The sequence below is a fragment of the Aurantimicrobium minutum genome (genome assembly GCF_029892845.1).
GTDB lineage: Bacteria > Actinomycetota > Actinomycetes > Actinomycetales > Microbacteriaceae > Aurantimicrobium > Aurantimicrobium minutum_B.
This window is the reverse complement of sequence record NZ_JARXVT010000003.1, coordinates 49,559-72,320: the sequence shown is the minus strand read 5'-3', so window position 1 is coordinate 72,320 and position 22,762 is coordinate 49,559. Positions and strand designations below refer to the sequence as shown.

The following is a 22,762-nucleotide window of genomic DNA, read 5'->3' as shown; positions in this document are numbered from 1 at the left end:
GTAAATTAGCGGATAACTCGACACGCCGTGCCAAAAATGTGGGTAATTTTTAACACTTGTGGCTGGAAGTGGAGTAAAGTGGAGATATTACCAACAAGGCCGGTTGTGAAAGGGGGTGACGCAGATGTTCTTAGGAACCCACTCACCCAAGCTCGATGACAAGGGACGCGTCATCCTGCCTGCTAAATTCCGCAATGAATTAGCTGAAGGCATTGTTGTGACCCGCGGTCAAGAGAACTGCCTTTACGTCTTTAGTGCTGCAGAGTTCAACGACCTGCACGAGAAAATCCGCCAGGCGCCGGTCACCAGCAAGTCAGCTCGTGATTTCCTGCGTGTATTCCTCTCCGGAGCTAGTTCAGAAACTCCAGACAGCCAGAACCGCATCACGCTCCCCGCCAACCTGCGTCAGTATGCAGGTCTGGATCGCGACCTCACCGTCATTGGTGCAGGTAACCGCGTTGAGATTTGGGACACCGAGGCTTGGAACACCTACCTCGCTGCCAACGAAGAAGCCTTCTCCAACACCACGGAGGAGGTGATTCCTGGACTTTTCTAGTCCGTAGGTTCTGACTCCCAGCCTGTGCACCCTGACTCCACTTCCCCGGAAGCAGGTTGACCTGGATGGGGATCAGAATCTAGGGCCTTCGTTCCAGAATCGATATGGCACTCAACGACATTCACACCCCCGTACTCCTCGAACGCTGTGTAGAGCTCCTTGCTCCTGCGCTCGAGAAACCAGGAGCAGTGCTTGTTGATGCAACGCTCGGTATGGGCGGCCACTCAGAGGCATTCTTGACTCGTTTCCCCGAACTCACCTTGGTGGGCTTGGACCGCGACACCGACGCTCTGGCCATTGCCGGTGAGCGTCTAGCTCGCTTCGGTGATCGTGTTCACCTGGTTCACACCGTCTATGACGGAATTGCGGATGCACTCGAAGGTTTGGGCATCTCTTCCGTTGACGGAATTCTGTTTGATCTTGGCGTCTCCTCACTTCAGCTAGATCGGGCAGAGCGCGGATTCGCTTATTCGCAGGATGCACCGCTGGACATGCGCATGAACCAGACCGAGGGAATCACCGCGGCTGATGTCATTGCGACCTACAGCGAACACGAACTGCGCAACATCTTCCACAAGTACGGGGATGAGAAACTCTCTGCGCGTTACGCCAAAGCAATTGTGACCAACCGCGCGGTTGAGCCCATTATCCGCTCGGGCCAGCTGGTGCACATTCTCACCGTGGCTACACCTGCAGCTTTGTCTCACTCGGGTCACCCCGCCAAGCGCGTCTTTCAGGCACTTCGTATCGAGGTGAACCAGGAGCTCTCTGTACTCGAAACAGCTATCCCTGCAGCACTGAGCACACTGGCCGTGGGCGGTCGAATCGTGGTCATGTCTTACCAGTCGCTCGAAGACCGCATTGTCAAGGGATTCCTGCAGACAGGTGCTGCTTCGTCAGCTCCTGTGGGGCTTCCCGTAGAGCTGGAGCAGTTCAAGCCTGAACTCAAACTTCTCGTTCGTGGTGCAGAACTGGCCAGCGACGAAGAAAAGGCACGTAACCCTCGTGCAACACCTGTTCGTCTCCGTGCAGCCGAACGAATCAAGGAGGCTGCATGAGTTCCCTGAACGCATCGCGTATCTCACGTCCCCAGGTTCGACCACAGATGGCAACGAAGCCTTCCGCTCGTCCTTCAGCACCCCAGCGAGGATCATCTCCCACCATTCAGGGCAATCTCGCACTCAAAGCGCGTACCTCACTGAACAAGGCAACTGCGTGGCGTCCATCCATTCAGGTTGTAGCAACTCGTGCACAGCGCAAAGCTCGTCCCAAGGTTTTTTATGCAATTGTCACCGTGGGTGTCATTTTCGGAATCATCATTTCGAACCTGCTTCTCTCTGTTGCTGTCGCGTCGGGCGCCTACGAAATTGCTGCCATGCAGCAGTCGAACAAAGAGCTTGGCCGCAGCTACCAGACCATGAACCAGGATCTGGACCGCTTGTCTTCACCACAGAACCTGGCAGCAAATGCTGAAGCCCTGGGCATGGTCAACAACAGCACCCCCGTCTACCTGCGTTTGTCTGATGGCGCAGTCCTGGGAACTCCTGAGCCCGCATCTGCCACTTCTGGATTGATCGCAGGCGCTGAAGGAGCTGTTCCTAACTCTCTCCTGACCGGTGTGACTCTGGTTACCCAGAAGGAATCAGAAGCAAAGGCAGCAGCCGCAAAGAAGGCAGCTGCTGAAGCCGCCAAGACCGCTCCAGTGACTGACAGCGCGCCTGCCGCAGCTGTTCCAGCTGGGCCGGTAGCTTTGACCAACGGCCTTCCTGGTGTCGCTACGCGCTAAGTGTGGGCTGAAAGCTCCGCTCCACGCCAGCAGTTATAAGGAACTTGTGTGAGAACCAACCCGGTCAAATTCCGCGCAACTCTTGTGCTGGCGTTTGTGGTTTTCTTAGTCGCAGTTTTTGTCATCCGACTGATAGATATCCAAGTTATTCAGGCTGCGGCACTGACCCAGCAGTCAGTTGATAAACGTTCTATTCCTACCACGGTGTATTCCAAGCGTGGTCAGATCACGGATAAGAACGGAACTGTTCTTGCAGACAGTGTGATGCGGTACAACGTCACTGTCTCACCAAAGAACGCCAAAGATTTCTTACGCCAAACTGACCGCTCTGAAGTGACCATCACTCCGCAGCAAGCTGCCATTGAGATTGGCACATTGACGGGGCAGAAGCCTGAAGAAATTCTCAAAATCATTGCTGATGCCCTGGCAGAAAACCCCAAATCAGACTTTGCCTACATCAAGAAGGCTGTTGATGTAGACACCTTCAGGGCACTCAACGCGCTCGAAATCCCGTGGTTGTTCTATGAACAGGCACCTGGTCGCACCTATCCCAACGGTGCTGTGGCAGGTAACTTGCTCGGATTCGTTGGAGCAGATGGTTCGGCCCAGGCCGGCATTGAATCGGGTTGGGACAGCTGTGTTGCTGGCGTCAACGGCGAAGAGATGTACCAGCGAGGTGCTGATGGTGTCAGGATCCCCGGCAGCACTGTCACCAGTGTGAAAAGCCAGAACGGTGGCACTCTGAAGCTCACTATTGATTCAGATCTGCAGTGGTTTGTTCAGCAGTCCCTCGCTAAACAAGTAGACAAGTACTCGGCAGAGTGGGGTATCGCTGTTGTCCAAGAGGCCAAGACAGGCAAGCTTCTTGCAGTAGCGGATTACCCAACACTTGATCCCAACAACGTTGATGCCACCGATGATTCCAACCGTGGTTCTCGCGCGTTCATGAGCCCTTATGAGCCCGGTTCAACCATGAAGCCCATCACGGCATCAATGTTGATTGATACCGGATTGGCCACCCCAGAAACTCAAGTCTGGGATCCCTATTACATGAAATTCCCCAATGGTGCTGAAGTGACAGATGCCGTGATGCACGGAACTTTGCCGCTTACCTTGACCGGAGTTTTGGAACAGTCTTCTAACGTGGGAATGTCCCAGCTCGGTGACACATTGGCACCGGATCAGCGTTATGACTACATGTTGAAGTTTGGCTTGTCTTCCGTTTCTGCTGCCGGATATCCTGCGGAATCCGCAGGTATTTTGGCCTCCTCTGATGCGTGGGATAACCAGACCCACTACACCGTCACCTTCGGTCAGGGTGTTGCAACTACCGCGATTCAGATGTCGAGTGCCTATCAAGCCATCGCTAACAATGGAAAGCTCATCCCTGCCACTTTGGTGGAGAGTTGCACTTTGCCAGATGGAACAGTGGTGAAGCCCGATGTTCTTGAAACTACTCAAGTGATCAAGCCAGAATCAGCGAAAACTGTGATCGGAATGATGGAAAACTTCGTGACTAAGGGATGGATTACCAAGGAAGTTACTGTTCCTGGATACCGAGTTGCGATGAAGACGGGTACTGCACAGCAGCCCGATGGCGCGGGTGGATATAAGGCTGAATATGTTGTTTCCAACATGGGAATGGTTCCTGCTGATGACCCGCAATACATCATTACGGTTGTAATTGCTGAACCGAAGATTACGTTCACTTCGATGGTCTGTCCTCCTGTATTCAAGGCAATTGAGCAACAGGTCATCAAGCGTTACCGCATCAAGCCATCACAGGGTGAAGCACCGGACTTCCCAATCCGCTTCCAATAGCTGAACGGTCTTAGACTTGAGGCAAGGAAAGGTGGTGCTCGCGTGGGTGCTTTTGTTGGGTCCTTAAGGCCTGAGCATCCCCAGCCTCGAGCGCTGGCGGGACTCGTTACAGAACTTGGACTGACCTCTACCGATTCCCTGGATGACCTCGAGGTCACGGGAATTACTCTCACCACGAAGGATGTGCGCCCCGGCGACATCTTTGTGGGTATGCCCGGTGCCAAGGTTCACGGTGCCAGCTTTGTGGATTCAGCAATTGCGGCAGGTGCTGTTGCCCTTCTCACCGATGCTGCAGGCTCAGAGATTGCTCAGGGCTGCGGCATCCCCATTGTTGTTGTGTCAAAGGTTCGTGAATCCCTCGGCCACATTGCATCCTGGATTTATCGCACCCAAGAAGTTGATGCCACTGTCTTTGGTGTGACCGGAACGAACGGTAAGACTTCCGTGGTCTACATCCTGTCCGCGCTGCTGAGCCAACTTGGGCTCAAGAGCGGGCTCAGTTCTACTGCGGAGCGCCGCATAGGTGATGTGGCCATGATCAGTGGCCTCACCACCCCAGAATCCACTGAGGTTCACGCTCTGCTCGCCCGAATGCGTGAGTCGTCTGTTCGTGCAGTGTGCCTCGAGGTTTCTGCACAGGCGATGACCCGTCATCGCGTAGACGGAATTTATTTCGACGTGGTTGGCTTCACCAACCTCAGCCACGATCACCTCGATGATTACGCAGACTTTGAAGATTATTACGCAGCAAAGGCGCAACTCTTTAGCTCAGATGTGGCCAGCAGGGGTGTCATCACCGTGGATGATCAGTGGGGTGTTCGCCTTGCTGGTGAAACGCATATCCCCATCACCACGTTGGCAACGATTCCTAATTCAGTGGGCTGGGAAACAGCACACTGGAAGATGACGGTTACGTCCCAAACTCAGCGAGCAACCTCTTTTGTCCTGCAAGGGCCCGACGGACGAGAACTCACCACCTCCGTCCCGCTCCTGGGCAGTTTTATGGCTTCCAATGCAGCATTGGCCATTGTCATACTGGTGGAGTCCGGCTTTGATCTTGAACACATTGCACATGCCCTCAGTGCAACTGGGCAGATCGACGTTGTGGTTCCTGGTCGCACCGAAATTGTCTCTGGTGATGAAGGTCCTGTTTTCTATCTTGATTACGGCCACACCCCGGAAGCATTTACTAGCTTGTTGACAGCTGTCCGAGCAGTCACCACTGGCAAGGTGGTGTTCCTCTTTGGTGCCGATGGCGATCGAGACACCACCAAACGTCCTGCCATGGGAAAGATTGCCGCCACTGGTGCTGATGTTGTCGTGATCACTGATTATCACCCACGCTCAGAAGATCCAGCAATGATTCGGAGCGCACTTCGTGAGGGGGCAGAGTCTGCCCATTCAACCGCTCTGATCATTGAAGAAGGCGACGTGCGCAGCGCTATTGCGCGAGCTATTTCTGAAGCTGGTGCCGGGGATGCCATTGTTTATGCCGGACCTGGGCACGAAGTTGAGCAAGAAGTTGCCAGCGGAAGTATTCCCTTCAACTTCCGTGAAGAAATACACAGTGCTCTGCGCGAGGCAGGCTATTCACCTCGAGGGGACCACACGTCATGATTTCGATGACCTTGGCAGATATTGCTGCGACCATGTCCGGAACACTGGTGTTGGGTTCTTCTGGCGCGACGGCAGAAACAGCAGTCACGGGTTTGACCGACACTGATTCACGTCTGATTACTCCCGGAGATATTTTTGTGGCAAAGCCAGGAGAGTTCACCGACGGTCACTTGTTTGTTCCTGCAGCGGTTGAGAACGGTGCTGCCGTGGTGATCGTCGATCACGAGGTTGATATCGCAGCCCCACAGATTGTTGTTCCAGATACCGTCGTGGCTATGGGGGCGTTGGCAACAGAGGTTGTGGCACGAGTGAGAGCTGCAGGACAACTCACGGTTGTGGGCATCACCGGCTCCAACGGGAAAACCACCACCAAGAATCTTGTGGCCACGATGTGTGAGCAGGTGGGACTCACAGTTTTTCCTCGTGACTCTTTCAACAACGAGGTGGGCGCACCCATCACTATGTTGAAGATCACCGAAGATACTCGCTATCTCGTCCTCGAACTGGGCGCCAGTGGCAAGGGGCATATTTCTCGCCTGACAGGCATGGTTCAGCCTGATATCGCGGTTGTGCTCATGGTCGGCTTGGCCCACGCTGGAGAATTTGGTGGGGTTGACGTCACGGTTGAATCCAAGCGTGAGCTCGTTGAATCCCTGGGCTCAGAGGGCGTCACCATCCTGAACATCGATGACCCCCGCGTGATGTCCATGGAATCTGCTGCCCCCGGCAAGGTGATCACCTTTGGTCACAACCCTTCTGCTGATGTGAGGGTCTCGGACATCGTTTCCTCCATTTCCGGAACTGAATTTGAATTGCACACCCCCGTTGGGCACGCACATGTGAGCTTCAAAGTGTTGGGGGAGCATCACGCCATGAATGCTGCCGCTGCCGCAGCAGTTGCTCTGGAATTGGGCTTCGATCTAGACCTCATCGTCTCGTCTTTGCAATCAGTAACCCGCGCTGAACACTGGCGGATGGAACTGATGGGTGGAAACGGTGTGACGGTCATCAATGACGCGTATAACGCCAGCCCTGACTCCATGGCTGCCGCATTGAAGACATTGCGTCAGGTTGCTGGTCCCGAGAATCGAACCATTGCTGTTCTGGGAGAAATGGCTGAGCTGGGCGAATATGCCGGTGAAGAACAAGACAATCTCGCACTGTTGATTGTTCGCCTCGGTATTGACCAACTTGTTGTTGTTGGCGATGGTGCACGCAGACTCCATATTTCTGCGATCAACGAGGGTTCTTGGGACGGTGAGTCGAAGTTCTACTCGACCCCAGATGAGGCTTACGATTACCTATCGAGCCTGATTACTGCAGGTGACATCGTTCTGGTGAAATCGTCGAACTCGGCGAAGCTCCGGTTCCTTGGCGATCGACTAGGAGAGGCATACGCGTGAGTACCCTACTTCTCGCCGGCGCGCTCTCGCTGCTCTTCACATTGTTGATGACTCCAGTCTTCATCCGAATCTTCCGTCGCGTTGGCTGGGGCCAATTCATTAGTGATGGCGGCCCCGACGCTCACCACGCGAAAAAGGGCACACCCACCATGGGCGGCATCGTCGTCGTTGTGGGCGTCATCTTGTCCTACTTCTTGGCTTCTCTTCTCACCGGCTCCACCATCGAACTTCCTGCCATCTTGGTGCTTTTCCTCATGACGGGCCTAGGTCTGGTGGGCTTCGTTGATGACTTCATCAAGACCCACAAGCAGCGTTCCCTGGGACTCTCTGGCTGGCCCAAGGTTTTCGGACAAGTAATCGTTGCTGTTGTCTTCGCGTTGCTTGCAATCAACTTCCCCGACGAAAACGGTGTCACGCCAGCGTCAATGAGTATTTCTTTCATCCGAAACACTCACTTCAACTTTGCGGTGCTCGGTGGGGGACTGGCTATCGCAGCTTTCCTGGTCTGGATTATCTTGATCGTGACCAGTACCTCCAACGCCGTGAACCTCACCGACGGTCTTGATGGCCTCGCAACAGGTGCATCGATCTTCACTATTGGTTCCTTTGTCATTATCAATTTCTGGCAGCAGAACCAGTCCTGCTTCAGTGGTCGTCTCGACCCTCAGGTTGCGTACAAGTGTTATGACGTGCGCGATCCTCTGGATCTCGCCATCGTTGCTGCCGCCATCGTGGGCGGTTTGATTGGGTTCCTGTGGTGGAACACGTCACCTGCACAAATCTTCCTGGGAGACACTGGCTCTATGGCTCTCGGTGGTGCACTAGCTGCCCTGGCTATCCTCAGCCAGACCGAACTTCTTCTTGTTGTTCTTGCAGGTCTGTTCGTCATCGACACGGGCTCGGTTATCGTTCAGCGCGGCTATTTCAAGCTGACAAAGGGTAAGCGCATCTTCCTGATGTCACCTATTCACCACCACTTTGAGCTCAAGGGCTGGGCTGAAGTGACCGTTGTGGTCCGCTTCTGGATTATCTCGGCACTGTTCGTTATCACGGGTGTGGGCATGTTCTACCTCGAGTGGCTCACCCGCTAGTCGGATCCTCATGGCTTCGCCTCGCGATCTCTCTGTTCTGACAAGTTGGCATGCCGACTGGTCAGGGCTGCGTGTTGGTGTTTTGGGTCTCGGAGTCACCGGATTCTCTGTCGTGGATACTCTCGCCGAGTTGGGCGCGCAGGTCATGGTGGTCGCTGCTGGTGCGGAAGAACTGCGCATCACCATGGTGGATGTCATCGGTGCAACCTACGTGCAAGAGCGAAGTGGGGAAGATGTTCCTCATGAACTGATCGAGTTTGCTCCAGAGTTGATTGTGGTCTCACCCGGCTATCACCCTGATCACAAGATTCTCCTCTGGGCGGCAGAACGCAACATCCCAATTTGGGGAGACATTGAACTTGCTTGGCGTGTGCGGGACAAAGTCAATACAGCACAATGGCTGATGGTTACCGGAACCAATGGAAAAACCACGACTGTTCAGCTCACTGCAGCCATGCTCGCCGCAGCTGGGTTCCGCGTTGCCCCCTGTGGGAACATCGGTGTTCCAGTCCTTGACGCGGTTCGTGATCCTCAAGGTTTCGATGTCTTTGTGGTGGAGCTCTCCAGTTATCAACTGCACTGGATGACCGGTGTCTATCCCTATTCAGCAGCTGTGCTCAACATCGCCGATGACCACCTGGACTGGCACGGATCTTTTGAAGCCTATGTTGCTGCCAAGGCCAAGATTTTTGAAAACACTCAGGTTGCGTGTGTTTATAACAAAGCAGACAAGCTCACTGAACGCATGGTGGAAAACGCTGACGTGATGGAGGGAGCCCGAGCTATCGGGTTCGATTTGGGGGCACCGGGTAAGAGTGACCTGGGTGTCGTCGATGGCATCTTGTGTGACCGTGCCTTCCTGGATGACCGCCACTCCACTGCTCTGGAAATCACCACCATCCGCGACCTGGAAGAGCGGGGCTTAGCTGCTCCTCACATCGTGGCCAACATACTTGCTGCCAGTGCGCTGGCACGATCTTTCGGTGCACCTACAGAGGCAATCTATGAGGCCCTGAAGACGTTCAGCTTGGATTCACACCGCAACGAAGTTGTTGCTTCGGTGGGAGATATCACTTGGATCGACGACTCTAAAGCAACAAACCCTCACGCAGCAGATGCTTCCTTGACTGCCAACCAGTCCATCGTGTGGATTGTGGGCGGTTTACTCAAGGGCGTCAACATTGATGAGCTCGTTTCTCGTCATGCTCATCGCTTGCGAGGTGCTGTGATCATCGGCGTTGACCGTGAACCTGTCACAGCGGCATTCGAGCGACACGCGCCCGGGGTCACCGTGCTCGAGGTTGAGGCGGATGACACTAGTCATGTCATGGTTCATGCCGTGAACTTGGCCGCAGACTTAGCCCACAGCGGTGACGTGGTGTTATTGGCTCCAGCTGCAGCTTCGATGGATCAATTCACTGATTATGCCGAGCGAGGACGCCTTTTCGCTCAAGCAGTTCGAAACAAAGTTGGAGGTGAGGCGGATGGCGACTCCGCCTCGCACGAATAACACTCGCAGACCGGCTTCTGCTCCTCGCAGCTCCGCTCCTGGTTCACCCGGGAGAACAACTGGTCGCGCAGCACAACCCAGCTCGTCCTCGGCGTCACGCTCTGGCGGACTTGCTACCCGCTTTCAGCTGGGAACTGCGTTCCGGGCCGAGTCGCCCAACTTCTATCTTCTTGCCGGGGTGACATTGTTCACTGTGATCCTGGGTTTGATCATGGTGCTCTCTGCCTCAGCAGTGGACTCGTTCTTGCAAAGCGGTGGTTTCTTCGTTGGTTTCTTGACGCAAGCAGGTGCTGCCGTCATCGCACTACCTGTGATGCTGGGCATTAGTCGTTTGCCCCTCGTTTTCTATCGCAAGTGGGCCAACATTGCGCTGTATTCCACAATTGGTCTGCAGCTCCTGGTATTCACGCCGTTGGGTGTTGAATCCGGTGGTAACCGTAACTGGCTCGATATCGGTGTGCAATTCCAGCCCTCCGAGATGATCAAGCTGACCATCGCGGTCTGGCTTGGCGTGAATCTCCCGCTCATCATCAAGAGAGTGGGTCCATACAGCTACCGCATCTTTAGCGCACTGATTCCGGTTTATGCGGCACTGGTTGTGGTTCTCGCTGGTCAGGACTTGGGAACGGCCATCATCATTTTCGCCATTATCGTGGCGTGCTTGGCTTTCTCTGGTGTTGCAACCCGCATGATTGTGTGGCCCATGATCGCTGGCGCCGCAGGTGTTATTGTTCTGGCAATCATCAGCCCCAACCGCATGGCACGAATTCTCTCGTTCTTGAACGAGAACTGCACCGACTACACCAATGCGTGTTGGCAGCCCCTTCACGGAAAGTGGGCACTGGCCAACGGTGGTGTTTTTGGTGTGGGTCTCGGCCAATCCAAAGCGAAGTGGTCATGGCTTCCTGCGGCAGATAACGACTACATTTTCGCCATCATTGGGGAAGAACTCGGCATGATCGGGTGCTTGGTTGTCATCGGATTGTTCGTAACCTTGGCCGTGGCCTTTATCCGGATTATCCGCATGGCTAATGACCCCCTTGTTCGCATTGTCACCGGCGGAATCATGATTTGGATCGTGGGTCAGGCTTTCGTCAACATCGGCGTTGTATTGGGCGTCTTGCCCGTGCTGGGTGTTCCGCTTCCCCTCTTGAGCTCAGGTGGTTCAGCGCTGATCATGTCGCTATTAGCAATTGGCGTGGTCTTGTCCTTCACGAAGGAAGAGAAACCAGTCAAACGTCAGCGTTCACGTCCACAGCCCAGACCTCAAGCGCGAGCGAGGCAAACACAGCAAGCTCGTACTCGATGACCAGTTATCTTCTCGCTGGTGGTGGAACAGCCGGCCACGTGAATCCCATGTTGGCGATGGCTGATGAAATTCGCCTGCGCGATCCTCAAGCGCAGATTGTGTGTGTGGGAACAGCTGAGGGGCTTGAAGCAACGTTGGTTCCGGCCCGGGGTTATGAATTGGTCACTATTCCGCGGATTCCTTTTCCTCGCATCAGGGGACTGGTGGCTTCCTCACGAAATTTCATCGCAGGCTGGCCCACAGCAGTGTCGACCATTACCGCGTTGATATCCGAGCGCAAGGTTGATGTTGTCGTCGGAGTTGGTGGTTACAGTGCAGCGCCGGCATATGCCGCAGCTCGCAAAGCCGGCGTTCCTTTCGTTATCCATGAGGCCAATGCAAAACCTGGTTTGGCTAATCGGTGGGGCGCCCTGCGCACACCCTATGTCGGGGTGACTTTTGCTGGAACGCCATTGCCTCATGCAGTGACGGTGGGCACGCCACTTCGTAAAGAAATCGAGACGCTCGATATCCCTGCTGTTCGAGCCGCTGCCCGTGCTCACTTCGGGCTAGATGTTCATCGTCCCGTCGTCATGGTGACCAGTGGTTCCCAGGGTGCCCGCTCGATCAACACGACGATTGCCAACTCCGCTGCAGACATTGTGGCTGCTGGCTACCAAGTTCTGCACATTGTCGGACAGAACAAGCCTGAGAGTATTCCGACCCTGTCAGGTTATGTGGCTCTGGATTATTGCGATCGGATGGATCTGGCCCTCGCTGCGGCCAACTTGGTCGTCTCACGCGCTGGATCTGCGACCGTGTCCGAACTCTCTGCTCTCGGTATCCCCGCTGTGTATGTCCCGTATCCCGTCGGTAATGGTGAGCAGCGCTTCAACGCAGCAGGGGTTGTGAAGGCCGGAGGTGGCGTGATGGTCGCTGATCAAGACTTCACACCCGCATGGGTTACATCCACTCTCATTCCGCTGTTACGGGATGAAGCTGCCCTAGAGATCATGGGCACACGTGCTGCCACCGTCGGAATGCGAGATGGCACTGCCCGCATGATGAATCTCATCGATGCCGCCCTGTCATCGGTGTAGTCACAGCTTTCTGAGTTATAACGGAAGTCGGTGGCTTTTTGCTGCCCGTGAGAAGAAAGCTCGCCCGTGATCAAGCCAGACCCCATCGTTATTGCCCCAGATAATTTGGGCACCGTTCACATGGTGGGCATCGGTGGCTCGGGCATGAGTGGTATTGCTCGCCTTTTTCTTGCCAAAGGCATCACCGTGACCGGTTCAGATGTGCGCGACTCGAACAACATTCACGCTTTACAAGATTTAGGAGTGACCGTTCATATCGGTCATGACGCAGCGAATTTGGGCGATGCCCAGACGTTGGTTGTGACCGGTGCTTTGTGGCAGGACAACCCAGAGTATGTCCTGGCCCAGGAGCGAGGACTCACGATTCTCCATCGCTCACAAGCATTGGAATGGATCACCCGAGGCTCACGCCTCGTCTCCGTTGCCGGAGCACATGGCAAGACAACCTCCACCGGCATGATCGTCACCGGATTACGTGAACTCGGCGCAGATCCCAGCTTTGTCAACGGTGGTGTAGTCCAGGCATATGGCCTGAGCTCGGCCTATGGCGAAGGGGAGCTGTTCGTCGTGGAAGCCGATGAGTCTGACGGCTCATTCCTTCTTTATGACACCGCGGTGGCTTTGGTGACGAACGTGGATGCGGACCACCTCGATCACTACGGTTCACTCGAAGCATTCGATCAGGCTTTTGTCGACTTTGCTTCGGCTGCCACAGAACTTGTTGTCATCTCAAGCGATGATCCCGGTGCTGTCCGGGTGACCAAGAAAATCAGCGGTCCTCGTGTGCTGACTTTTGGTGAAGCGAAGGATGCCGATGTTCGCCTAGCTCACATCGACACCACAACGGGGGGAGCGACCCTCACGATTGAGTATCTGGGCACAAAATACACTGCCCAGCTCAAGGTCCCTGGCCGTCACAATGCCCTCAACGCTGCCGGTGCTTTTGCGACCCTGGTTGGTCTTGGTTTCGATGCTGCCTCTGCGCTTGCGGGCATTTCTGAATTCGGTGGTACTGAACGTCGTTTCGAACTCCACGGCATCCGTCGTGGGGTGAGCGTCTATGACGATTACGCGCACCACCACACCGAAGTGAACGCGGTATTGACCGCTGCACGCACTGTGGTGGGTGAGGGCCGTGTGATTGCTGTTCACCAGCCGCACTTGTATAGCCGCACCCAGCATTTCTGTGGTGAGTTCGCTCACACCCTGGAAAACGATGCTGATCTCACCGTTGTGTTGGATGTGTACGGCGCTCGTGAAGATCCAGTACCCGGTGTGACCGGTGCGTTGGTCTCGGAGAAATTTGCCGACCAATCCAAGGTCGCTTTCATTGCGGACTGGCAAGCCGCCGCCGAGCACATCGCCTCCATTGCTCAGCCTGGTGACTTTGTCATTACTTTGGGCTGCGGAGATGTGTATCGCATCATTCCTCAAATCCTTGCTTCCCTCGAAGCTACTGAGTAGCCCTCATGAAACGTCCAGTTGGGCCTGGCGGAGTCACACCTCCGCCACGAACCTCTCAACCGCAGGCCCGGGCACAGTCCACCCCGGCGAAGCCTGCCAAAGCTCCCAAGGCAGCAAAGCCCTCGCGTGCTGAGCGCAAAGCTCTGAAATCATCAGCTCGAGCGGCTTCCTCTTCTCCTCAGCGACCTCGCGCAGTTCCCTCCGGGCCTGCGCGCGTCGAAACGGCGGGAAGCCGAGTTCAGGGTATTCGTCGTCCTGCTAGCGAGCCCAGCAAGCCTGTAACGCCCGTTGTAACGGAAGCCCGGAAAGAATCTCGACGTCCTGCTCGTCGCCTCACGAGGGCGCAGCAGGAGGCGGCAGAAGCCAAACGCAAACTCAAAGAGGCAGTCAAGGCGAGAAAAGCTTTTGAGCGTGATGAAGTTCGCCGTTTCACAGCACACCTGCGTCGTCGAAAGATCATGTGGGCATCCATTGCCAGCACGCTTGCCGCGGTCATGGTCTTTGTGGGAATTGGCGTGTTTACTCCGGTTCTTGCTTTGCAAGCCATCGTGGTCGAGGGCGCAACCCGCGTTCCTGCCGACCAGATCAGAGCTGCATTGCAACCGCAGATCAATAAGCCCCTTCCGTTAGTGGACATGGGCGCGGTTCGCAAAGCAGTTGAGGCACAGCCTTTGGTGAAGACCTATTCCACCGTTGCGGTTCCTCCGCACACGCTGGTAATCAAGATCGTGGAACGAAGCCCTATCGGCTACGTCATGGTCAATAAGGACCTCACCATGGTGGATCCTGCAGGTGTTGTCTTGGAAGTGTCAACTGAACGCATTCCTGGTGTTCCTCTCATAACTGTCGAGGGCGGCGATGTGAAGTCCAAGGGGTTTGCCGCCGCGATCGACGTCATCCTCTCTCTGCCTAGTGCTTTGGCGGGACAGCTGGAAGAAGTCATTGCCAACACCACTGATGATGTGACGCTTGTTCTCGTTGGTGGTGCCCGTGTGTTCTGGGGTGGACCTGAAAACGCCGCGATGAAGAACCGAGTCTTGTCTCAACTGCTCGCCGTCAACCCAGTTGGTTCGGTCAGTGAGTACGACGTCTCCTCGCCAAAAACAGCCGTCGTTCGCTAATTTATTTTCGTATCTCAGTTCCTCTGGCGTGTCGCACGGGGGAGCGGGTTGCTTCGACCTACTCTCAAATCAAGAAATGCATACTGAGCATAACTTTAAGGTTCGACTTGAACTTTAGGGTTCTAGCGGAGGCCACAACGTGTCAATGAATCAGAATTACCTCGCCGTCATCAAGGTGGTCGGCGTCGGCGGTGGTGGCGTCAACGCTGTGAACCGCATGATTGAGCTAGGTCTCAAGGGTGTTGAATTCATCGCAGTCAACACTGATGCACAAGCCCTCCTACTCAGTGAAGCAGACGTCAAGCTCGACATCGGCCGTGAGCTCACTCGTGGTCTGGGTGCAGGAGCAGACCCAGAAGTTGGCCGCAAGGCTGCTGAAGACCACGCAGAAGAGATCGAAGAAGCACTTGCTGGTGCTGACATGGTCTTCGTCACCGCAGGTGAAGGTGGTGGAACCGGTACCGGTGCCGCACCTATCGTGGCAAAGATTGCCAAGTCCATTGGTGCCCTCACCATCGGTGTTGTAACCAAGCCCTTCGGTTTCGAGGGTAAGCGCCGTGCGGCACAGGCAGACAGCGGTGTTGCCGCACTTCGCGCCGAGGTTGACACCCTGATCGTTGTTCCCAACGATCGTTTACTCGAGATCAGCGACCGCAGCATCTCGGTACAAGAAGCTTTCGCTACAGCTGACCAGGTACTCCTGGCCGGTGTTCAAGGAATTACAGACCTCATCACCACTCCTGGTCTGATCAACCTCGACTTCGCAGACGTGAAGTCGGTTATGCAGGGCGCTGGATCTGCCCTGATGGGAATCGGTTCCTCACGCGGTGCAGACCGCGCGATCAAGGCAGCCGAGCTGGCCGTAGCCTCACCCCTGCTTGAGGCCAGCATCGAAGGCGCTCGTGGCGTTCTTCTCTCCATTCAGGGTGGATCCAACCTTGGTCTCTTCGAGATCAATGACGCTGCTGCACTGGTCGGCGAAGCCGTACACCCTGAGGCGAACATCATCTTTGGTGCTGTCATTGACGACACCCTGGGTGACGAAGTTCGCGTCACGGTTATCGCCGCTGGTTTTGATGGTGGCGAGCCCACGCACAAGCCCATGCCTCGCCGTGCATTCACTTCGACCGACACCGGTTCGGTCCTGCCCGCCGGTGAGAGCATTTACGCTGACACCCCCATTGTCTCCTCGACCACAGGTGTGTTCGCCGATGACGAGCTTGCCGGTGTTCTTTCGACACCTGCAACCACCAGCCACGTTTCGGTGACTCCTTCCTACGTTGACGAGGATGACGACCTCGACATCCCCGACTTCCTCAAGTAAGTGAGTACCTCCCTAGCCGAGCGCCTTGCGCTCGTAGAGGAGGGAATCGCTGAGGCGGCCCGCAATGCTGGGCGCGACGTCAACGATCTCACCACCATTGTGGTGACAAAGTTCCACCCGGCACAGCTTGTTCGTGATCTTTACGACCTCGGAGTGCGTAACGTAGGGGAGAACCGTCACCAAGAAGCGGAAGCGAAAGCTGCCGAACTTGCTGAGCTTGATCTCACCTGGCATTTCATTGGCCAGCTTCAGTCCAACAAAGCACGCGCTGCCCGCAAATACGCCAGCGTGGTGCACTCGGTCGATCGAGACAGTTTGGTCACGTCACTGGGGAATGCGGCGTTCACCCCAACTGGTGAACCCGAAAACAATATTGTTCCCGTCTTGGACTGCTTTGTTCAGCTCAACCTGACTCAAGATCCAGGCCGAGGTGGAGTTCAACCTGCCGACGTGGTGGAACTCGCAGAGCTTGTCGCAGCTCAGCCCAGCCTCAACTTGCTCGGAGTGATGGCAGTTGCACCTCTCGATGAAGAGCCCAGAGTGGCCTTTGCCCGGGTTCGTGCAGCATCAGAGCGAGTTCAATCTGTTATTCCGGCAGCAACCTTCATTTCCACGGGCATGTCACATGACTACGCCGCTGCCATCTCAGAAGGCGCGACACACCTTCGAATTGGCTCTGCAATCACGGGTAACCGGCCTGTTTCCGGTTAATCTCAATTAGAAGTTTTTATTCCTGGAGGTACTCAATGTCCAACCCACTCAAGAAGACCATGGTCTATCTCGGTCTCGCTGACGAGGACACGAGCTACGACGCACCCGCATACGCTGCAGCACCTCAGGTTGCTCCCGTATCTGCTGGCCGTGCACAGGTAACCCCCCTGCGCCGTAACACTGCAAAGAACCAGGCTGTGAGCGACATGAACGAGATCGTAACCGTCCACCCCAAGCAGTACTCGGACGCCAAGGTTATTGCTGAGAACTTCCGCGAAGGCGTTCCCGTCATCATGAACCTCTCGCAGATGACCGAGACTGATGCTCGTCGTCTCATCGACTTCGCATCGGGTCTTTCTCAGGGCCTCTTCGGCAAGATTGAGCGCGTCACCAGCAAGGTATTCCTGCTCTCCCCAGCACACGTTGCTGTGTCGGGCGATGCAGCTGCTGAGACCGCTGAAGTCGACACCACCTTCTTCGGAGAGTAAGTAGCCTGCCGCTCACGGTGGCTGCTACTTCACACGAACTCATGTCTGTCATCGGCATTGTGGGCGTAATTCTCTATTACGCATTACTGGTATTCGTCATTGCCATGTGGGCACGTCTGATTCTGGACTTCCTGCGTGCAATGCGACCAGGTTGGCGACCACCGAGCTTCTTGCTCGTGATCAGCGGTGTTGTCTATGGCATCACTGACCCGCCAATGACTGCAGTGCGCAGATTCGTCAAGCCCATGAGTTTTGGTGCAATTGCCCTTGATTTTGGCTGGACAGTCGTCATGTTGGCGGCCATCGTGGCAATGTATATCGCCGAATACTTGATGGTTCTCTAGCAAACAGCTTTATTTCTTTCCCAGGTGTTTCCTCCCACTGCAACTCTTTTGGTAGCGTTAGGGAGGTTGTCACCTAGACATCACATTTTTGTATCTCTCACTTGAGGATGGCTCGACATGGCATTACTGCCAGAAGACGTAGTAAACAAGCGCTTTCAGCAGACGAAGTTCCGCGAAGGTTACGACCAGGACGAGGTTGATGACTTCCTCGACGAGATCGTTGTCGAACTTCGCCGCCTTGGCGCTGAAAACGATGAACTGCGCACCAAGCTTGAAGCCGCAGAGGCACGCCTCGAAGGCGGCGAGTCTGCTGCTCCTGCTCGTCCCGTCTCCACTCCTGCGCCTGCAGTAGTCGATGACTCGAGTGCAACGGCTAGTGCTAACGATCTTCTCACCCTCGCTCGTCGTCTTCACGAAGAGCACGTGCGTGAAGGTGTTGAGAAGCGTGACGCTCTCATCGCTGAAGGTCACGAGACTGCAACACGTCTCGTTGCTGAAGCAGAAGCAACTGCAAAGTCTCAGCTGTCCTCCCTCGAAACCGAGAAGTCCAAGCTCAAGAGCAGTATTGCTGAACTCACCGGTTTCGAGAAGGAATACCGCGAAAAGCTTCGTGGTTTCATTTCTACCCAGTTGTCGGAGCTTGATGAGCTCGACGTGGCTGTTAACTCAGCCAAGAACTAACGGTGGCTGTTAAACGGCCCATTTGGGCTGTATTGACGCTTCTCGGCATTACTGCTGTCGTTGTCTACACTGCTGACCAGCTCAGCAAGATGTGGGTCATGTCGACCCTCACCGAAGGTGTGAGTGAACCAGTACTTGGTAATTTCCTGCAGTTCTATTTCGTGCGTAACCCCGGTGCAGCGTTCTCGCTGTCCTCGGGAACAACCTGGGTGTTCTCGATCTTGGCCGCGGTCGTCACAGTCGTCATCATTGTTTTTGCTCGCAAGATTCGCTCCATCGCATGGGCAGCAGTTTTCGGCCTTCTTCTGGGTGGCACGCTCGGTAACTTGACCGATCGATTGACCAAAGAAAATGGTGAAGGCGTCGTTTCCTTTGGTAACGGCCTCGTCATTGATTTCATCTCAACGCCTTGGATGATGCCTGCGATTTATAACGTGGCTGACATTGCCATCGTCTCCAGCATGTGCCTGCTTGTTCTGCTGACGCTGCTGGGCATCCACATTGATGGCACGCGTGAGCCTCGCAAAAACCGCAAGCCTGAAACGACAGATGCTGGTGCAACTGTTCTTCTCGGTGCTGCCGGAACAACTTCCAGCGTCTTAGGCGGCAGTGAATCTGTCGGGATTGATGGAACTGTCGATGGTGGTTTTGACGGTGGCTCGTTCGGAGACGGTGGCGCAGGTGGAAACTAGATCCACTCCCGTTCCGGATGGTCTTGATGGCGTCCGGGTTGATGCAGGGCTAGCCCGACTCTTTGGTTTTTCACGAACCCAGGCAGCAGAGATTGCTGAAGCCGGCGGCGTTGAGCAAAACGGTGTTCCCCTGGGTAAATCAGACAAGCTTCGTGCTGAAGCTCACTTGACGGTCTCTTGGGAAGAAAAGCGTGGCCCCGAGATCGTACCGATGATGGTTCCCGATTTCGGCATCGTCTATGACGATGATGACTTTGTCGTGGTGGATAAGCCGGTCGGCGTTGCGGCACACCCTGCAGCAAGCTGGGATGGCCCCACTGTCCTCGGTGCACTAGCCGCCTCAGGATTCACCATAGCTACCTCCGGTGCTGCTGAACGTGCAGGAATCGTTCACCGCCTTGATGTCGGAACCTCGGGTCTCATGGTCGTAGCTAAGAGCGAGAAGGCCTACAGCGCTCTCAAGCAGGCCTTTCATGACCGCAAGGTCAACAAGATTTACCATGCCGTTGTTCAGGGCCACCCAGACCCTCTGGCGGGCACGATTGACGCTCCTATTGGGCGCCACCCACGATCTGACTGGAAGTTTGCCGTCACCAACGACGGCAAGCATGCTGTCACGCACTACACAACGATTGAAGCCTTTCCCTTTGCCTCCCTCTTGGAGATCAAGCTGGAGACAGGGCGCACCCACCAGATTCGCGTGCACATGGCCGCCCAGCGCCACCCCTGTGTCGGAGACAGCCTCTATGGGGCTGATCCCTCGTTGAGTGGCCGCCTCGGTCTTACTCGTCAGTGGCTGCATGCTCACAAATTAGGTTTCACTCATCCTTCTACCGGGGAGTACGTGGAGTTCACTTCGCCTTATCCGGCGGATCTGCAGCACGCTCTCGACGTTCTGGCAGCGGGATAACCTTCAACTCCTAGGCAAAGGTTTACACCTCCGGAGTTTCCCGGCGTGTCGCAAATGGCTAGTCTTGAACGACACGCCGTAACACGCCCCAGATATCAAGGAAGTGACTATGCCCGAGCAATCCCGCACCAAGCAGGAAGTGCTCATCGTCACCGGTTTGTCTGGCGCTGGTCGCTCTACTGTGGGCAACGCCCTGGAAGACCTCGATTGGTATGTGGTCGACAACCTGCCACCACAGATGCTTCGCCCTCTGGTTGAGCTAGCGGATAAAGCAGGGGCCAACCTGCCCAAGATTGCCGCTGTGGTCGACGTTCGTGGCCGCGACTTCTTTGAGAACTTGCAAGAGATCATTCAATCCATGCCCGTGGACACGGTCGTTCGTGTCCTGTTCCTGGATGCCACTGATGCCTCGCTGGTTCGTCGTTTTGAGTCTGTGCGTCGTCCGCACCCCCTTCAGGGCGATGGAACGATCCTGGAAGGCATCCTGGCAGAGCGTTCACGCATGACGGCACTGCGTGAAAGCAGTGACATCGTGGTTGACACCAGCGATCTCAACATTCACCAGCTCTCCACCCTGATTACTGAGCAATTTGCTCAAGAAGACACCGCTGGTGTTCGCCTGAACCTCATGAGCTTCGGCTTCAAATACGGAACTCCCACTGATGCTGACCTCATTGCCGACGGTCGCTTCTTGCCCAACCCATTCTGGATTCCAGAACTGCGGGGGAGTACCGGCATGGACAAGGCCGTCTCTGACTACGTCTTGGGCCAGCCTGGTGCCATGGAATTTGTAGAGAACTACGCCAAAGCACTTGAGCCCGTTCTTGCCGGTTACCAGCGTGAGAATAAGCGTCACGCCACGATTGCGATTGGCTGCACCGGAGGTAAGCATCGCTCGGTGGCGCTCACTGAGGAGCTTGCCAAGCGGCTCGCCGAACTTCCGGGCGTTGTTGTGCGGGTTAAGCACAGAGATTTTGGTCGCGAATAGCGACCACGCAACACATCATTACTGAAGAAACAAAGAGGAATCTGGGGATATGGGTCTCACTGAGAACGTCAAACAAGAATTGATTACCGTTGGCGCGGGCAAAACGAGCGTGCGCACCGCAGAGTTGGCTACTGTGCTGCGCTTTGCTGGTGGTCTGCACACCATCTCAGGACGCATCGCGGTTGAAGCAGAGCTGGACTCCCAAGAACTTGCCACCCGCGTGCGCAAAGACTTGGCAGAGATCTACGGTGTGCGTTCCGAAGGTCGACTCTCACCTAACTCTGGTGGAAAGAATGCTCCCACATTCTTGGTGCGCGTGCTTGACGGTGAAACACTTGCCCGTCAGACCGGTCTCCTCGATGCACGTCGTCGCCCCATCCGCGGCCTGCCCAACAAGCTCACCACGGGAAATATAGAAGACCTTTCGGCTATCTGGCGTGGTGCATTCCTGGCAGCAGGATCACTGACCGACCCAGGCCGTTCGGCAGCACTTGAAATCGTCTGCCCCACCAACGAGGCCGCTATGGCTCTCGTGGGGGCAGCAAACCGCCTGCAGTTCGCTGCTAAGGCCCGCGAAGTTCGCGGAGTTCACCGTGTTGTGATCCGCGAGGACGAAGCTATTTCTGCAGTGCTCACGATCATGGGTGCGACCGAGACCGTTAAGAACTGGGAAGAGCTTCGTCAGCGTCGCGAGGTGCGCGCAACGGCGAACCGTCTGGTCAACTTCGATGACGCCAACCTGCGTCGTTCTGCTCAAGCAGCAGTCGCAGCCTGTGCTCGCGTAGAGCGCGCTCTCGAGCTCTTGGGTGATGACATCCCTGAACACCTCAAGTATGCAGGGGAGTTGCGTCTGAACTTCCGTGACGCCAGCCTGGATGAGCTGGGACACCACGCTGATCCTCCGATGACTAAGGATGCCGTCGCTGGTCGTATTCGCCGTTTGCTCGCCATGGCGGACAAGCGTGCTCAGGATCTCGGAGTTCCGGGGACTGAATCAGCTGTTCCCGACGACATCGACGCCTAACTTTCCACAAAAAACCACCCGATTTCGGCAATAAACTTGAAGCCGAGACGGTTAACACCAGTAAGACCCCAACGCACGTTCTAAGGAGAACACCGTGGCTAACTACACACTGCCCGAGCTGGACTACGACTACGCAGCTCTCGCACCGCACATCAGCGCAACCATCATGGAGCTGCACCACAGCAAGCACCACAAGGCATACGTTGACGGTGCAAACATGGCACTCGAGAAGCTGGCAGAAGCTCGCGAGAAGAACGATTTCGCGAACATCAACAAACTCCAAAAGGACCTGGCATTCCACCTCGGTGGTCACACCAACCACTCCATCTTCTGGAAGAACCTGACCCCCGGTTCTGAAGAACGCCCCACCGGCGAACTCGCTGCAGCAATCGATGAATTCTTCGGATCCTTCGACGCATTCAAGGCACAGTTCAACGCTGTTGCACTCGGTCTGCAGGGCTCGGGCTGGGCATTCCTGGCATGGGATGCACTGGGCAAGAACCTCATCATTGAGCAGCTCTATGACCAGCAGGGCAACATTGCAGCAGGAACCATTCCTCTGCTTATGCTCGACATGTGGGAGCACGCCTTCTACCTGGACTACAAGAACGTGAAGGGTGACTACGTCAATGCATTCTGGAACATCATCAACTGGGCTGATGTTTCGGCGCGTTTCGACGCTGCACGCAAGGGCGCATCCAGCGTCCTGCTATTCTCTTAGTAGTTGACAACGGGTGTCTCGAAGCTTTTCGGGGCACCCGTTCCTACTGATTTCCCAAGAAATACCCTCCCTCCACCATCACCACCGCTGGAGCTTGTAGCTCCCTAACATCACTTGGAGAC

The 22,762-nt window shown here is 55.5% G+C and carries 22 protein-coding genes; all 22 read left to right on the top strand.

What is annotated here, in order from left to right:
* The first annotated feature begins 124 nt into the window (after positions 1 to 124).
* The 22 genes from mraZ to M2118_RS04800 all read left to right on the top strand — a co-directional run bounded on the left by mraZ (position 125) and on the right by M2118_RS04800 (position 22,640).
* Entirely contained in the window at positions 125 to 556 is a 432-nt protein-coding gene (mraZ, locus tag M2118_RS04905) for a division/cell wall cluster transcriptional repressor MraZ (protein ID WP_110234855.1), read from the top strand.
* 104 nt (positions 557 to 660) lie between these two features.
* Positions 661 to 1,614, top strand: a complete 954-nt coding sequence (rsmH, locus tag M2118_RS04900; RefSeq protein ID WP_280794822.1) for a 16S rRNA (cytosine(1402)-N(4))-methyltransferase RsmH — start codon at positions 661 to 663, stop codon at positions 1,612 to 1,614.
* Positions 1,611 to 2,342: a hypothetical protein gene (locus M2118_RS04895; RefSeq protein WP_280794821.1), complete on the top strand. Its 732-nt coding sequence runs from the start codon at positions 1,611 to 1,613 to the stop codon at positions 2,340 to 2,342. Before rsmH ends, M2118_RS04895 begins: the two co-directional genes overlap by 4 nt.
* Positions 2,343 to 2,390: 48 nt before the next feature.
* Entirely contained in the window at positions 2,391 to 4,163 is a 1,773-nt protein-coding gene (locus M2118_RS04890; protein ID WP_280794820.1) for a peptidoglycan D,D-transpeptidase FtsI family protein, read from the top strand.
* 42 nt (positions 4,164 to 4,205) lie between these two features.
* A complete protein-coding gene (locus M2118_RS04885) occupies positions 4,206 to 5,780 on the top strand; it encodes a Mur ligase family protein (protein ID WP_280794819.1) in 1,575 nt (524 codons plus the stop codon).
* Complete coding sequence (locus tag M2118_RS04880; protein WP_280794818.1) at positions 5,777 to 7,183, top strand: UDP-N-acetylmuramoyl-tripeptide--D-alanyl-D-alanine ligase; 1,407 nt, start codon at positions 5,777 to 5,779, stop codon at positions 7,181 to 7,183. Before M2118_RS04885 ends, M2118_RS04880 begins: the two co-directional genes overlap by 4 nt.
* Positions 7,180 to 8,274 (top strand): phospho-N-acetylmuramoyl-pentapeptide-transferase, encoded by a 1,095-nt coding sequence (gene mraY / locus M2118_RS04875; protein ID WP_280794817.1) that lies wholly within the window; start codon positions 7,180 to 7,182, stop codon positions 8,272 to 8,274. Before M2118_RS04880 ends, mraY begins: the two co-directional genes overlap by 4 nt.
* Before the next feature lie 10 nt (positions 8,275 to 8,284).
* The gene (gene murD, locus M2118_RS04870) at positions 8,285 to 9,784 is read left to right on the top strand and encodes a UDP-N-acetylmuramoyl-L-alanine--D-glutamate ligase (protein WP_280794816.1); all 1,500 of its coding nucleotides are present in this window, start codon (positions 8,285 to 8,287) and stop codon (positions 9,782 to 9,784) included.
* Positions 9,759 to 11,093 carry a peptidoglycan glycosyltransferase FtsW gene (locus M2118_RS04865; protein WP_280794815.1) on the top strand — a complete coding sequence of 445 codons (1,335 nt, stop codon included), beginning with the start codon at positions 9,759 to 9,761 and terminating at the stop codon, positions 11,091 to 11,093. Before murD ends, M2118_RS04865 begins: the two co-directional genes overlap by 26 nt.
* Entirely contained in the window at positions 11,090 to 12,172 is a 1,083-nt protein-coding gene (locus M2118_RS04860; protein WP_280794814.1) for a UDP-N-acetylglucosamine--N-acetylmuramyl-(pentapeptide) pyrophosphoryl-undecaprenol N-acetylglucosamine transferase, read from the top strand. The genes M2118_RS04865 and M2118_RS04860 overlap by 4 nt, the downstream gene beginning before the upstream one ends.
* Positions 12,173 to 12,238: 66 nt before the next feature.
* Positions 12,239 to 13,636 carry a UDP-N-acetylmuramate--L-alanine ligase gene (gene murC / locus M2118_RS04855; RefSeq protein WP_432418378.1) on the top strand — a complete coding sequence of 466 codons (1,398 nt, stop codon included), beginning with the start codon at positions 12,239 to 12,241 and terminating at the stop codon, positions 13,634 to 13,636.
* Between the two features lie 5 nt (positions 13,637 to 13,641).
* On the top strand, positions 13,642 to 14,757 hold the full coding sequence (locus M2118_RS04850; protein WP_280794813.1) for an FtsQ-type POTRA domain-containing protein: 1,116 nt from the start codon (positions 13,642 to 13,644) through the stop codon (positions 14,755 to 14,757).
* 139 nt (positions 14,758 to 14,896) lie between these two features.
* On the top strand, positions 14,897 to 16,081 hold the full coding sequence (gene ftsZ, locus M2118_RS04845; RefSeq protein WP_280794812.1) for a cell division protein FtsZ: 1,185 nt from the start codon (positions 14,897 to 14,899) through the stop codon (positions 16,079 to 16,081).
* The gene (locus tag M2118_RS04840) at positions 16,082 to 16,792 is read left to right on the top strand and encodes a YggS family pyridoxal phosphate-dependent enzyme (protein WP_280794811.1); all 711 of its coding nucleotides are present in this window, start codon (positions 16,082 to 16,084) and stop codon (positions 16,790 to 16,792) included.
* Between the two features lie 35 nt (positions 16,793 to 16,827).
* Complete coding sequence (locus tag M2118_RS04835; protein ID WP_280794810.1) at positions 16,828 to 17,280, top strand: cell division protein SepF; 453 nt, start codon at positions 16,828 to 16,830, stop codon at positions 17,278 to 17,280.
* Positions 17,281 to 17,297: 17 nt separating this feature from the next.
* Entirely contained in the window at positions 17,298 to 17,624 is a 327-nt protein-coding gene (locus tag M2118_RS04830; RefSeq protein WP_280794809.1) for a YggT family protein, read from the top strand.
* Between the two features lie 117 nt (positions 17,625 to 17,741).
* On the top strand, positions 17,742 to 18,305 hold the full coding sequence (locus tag M2118_RS04825; protein ID WP_280794808.1) for a DivIVA domain-containing protein: 564 nt from the start codon (positions 17,742 to 17,744) through the stop codon (positions 18,303 to 18,305).
* Positions 18,306 to 18,307: 2 nt separating this feature from the next.
* On the top strand, positions 18,308 to 18,997 hold the full coding sequence (gene lspA, locus M2118_RS04820) for a signal peptidase II (protein WP_348519955.1): 690 nt from the start codon (positions 18,308 to 18,310) through the stop codon (positions 18,995 to 18,997).
* Positions 18,987 to 19,907 carry an RluA family pseudouridine synthase gene (locus tag M2118_RS04815; protein WP_280794807.1) on the top strand — a complete coding sequence of 307 codons (921 nt, stop codon included), beginning with the start codon at positions 18,987 to 18,989 and terminating at the stop codon, positions 19,905 to 19,907. The genes lspA and M2118_RS04815 overlap by 11 nt, the downstream gene beginning before the upstream one ends.
* A 109-nt stretch (positions 19,908 to 20,016) precedes the next feature.
* Entirely contained in the window at positions 20,017 to 20,895 is an 879-nt protein-coding gene (gene rapZ / locus M2118_RS04810) for an RNase adapter RapZ (RefSeq protein ID WP_280794806.1), read from the top strand.
* Positions 20,896 to 20,944: 49 nt separating this feature from the next.
* Entirely contained in the window at positions 20,945 to 21,919 is a 975-nt protein-coding gene (whiA, locus tag M2118_RS04805; protein ID WP_280794805.1) for a DNA-binding protein WhiA, read from the top strand.
* A 94-nt stretch (positions 21,920 to 22,013) separates the two neighbouring features.
* Entirely contained in the window at positions 22,014 to 22,640 is a 627-nt protein-coding gene (locus M2118_RS04800) for a superoxide dismutase (protein ID WP_280794804.1), read from the top strand.
* Positions 22,641 to 22,762 lie beyond the last annotated feature (122 nt).

Coding starts and splice junctions, on each gene's coding strand:
- mraZ (WP_110234855.1), top strand. CDS start 125: ATGTTCTTAGGAACCCACTCACCCAAGCTCGATGACAAGGGACGCGTC.
- rsmH (WP_280794822.1), top strand. CDS start 661: ATGGCACTCAACGACATTCACACCCCCGTACTCCTCGAACGCTGTGTA.
- M2118_RS04895 (WP_280794821.1), top strand. CDS start 1,611: ATGAGTTCCCTGAACGCATCGCGTATCTCACGTCCCCAGGTTCGACCA.
- M2118_RS04880 (WP_280794818.1), top strand. CDS start 5,777: ATGATTTCGATGACCTTGGCAGATATTGCTGCGACCATGTCCGGAACA.
- murD (WP_280794816.1), top strand. CDS start 8,285: ATGGCTTCGCCTCGCGATCTCTCTGTTCTGACAAGTTGGCATGCCGAC.
- M2118_RS04865 (WP_280794815.1), top strand. CDS start 9,759: ATGGCGACTCCGCCTCGCACGAATAACACTCGCAGACCGGCTTCTGCT.
- M2118_RS04860 (WP_280794814.1), top strand. CDS start 11,090: ATGACCAGTTATCTTCTCGCTGGTGGTGGAACAGCCGGCCACGTGAAT.
- M2118_RS04850 (WP_280794813.1), top strand. CDS start 13,642: ATGAAACGTCCAGTTGGGCCTGGCGGAGTCACACCTCCGCCACGAACC.
- M2118_RS04835 (WP_280794810.1), top strand. CDS start 16,828: ATGTCCAACCCACTCAAGAAGACCATGGTCTATCTCGGTCTCGCTGAC.
- M2118_RS04825 (WP_280794808.1), top strand. CDS start 17,742: ATGGCATTACTGCCAGAAGACGTAGTAAACAAGCGCTTTCAGCAGACG.
- rapZ (WP_280794806.1), top strand. CDS start 20,017: ATGCCCGAGCAATCCCGCACCAAGCAGGAAGTGCTCATCGTCACCGGT.
- whiA (WP_280794805.1), top strand. CDS start 20,945: ATGGGTCTCACTGAGAACGTCAAACAAGAATTGATTACCGTTGGCGCG.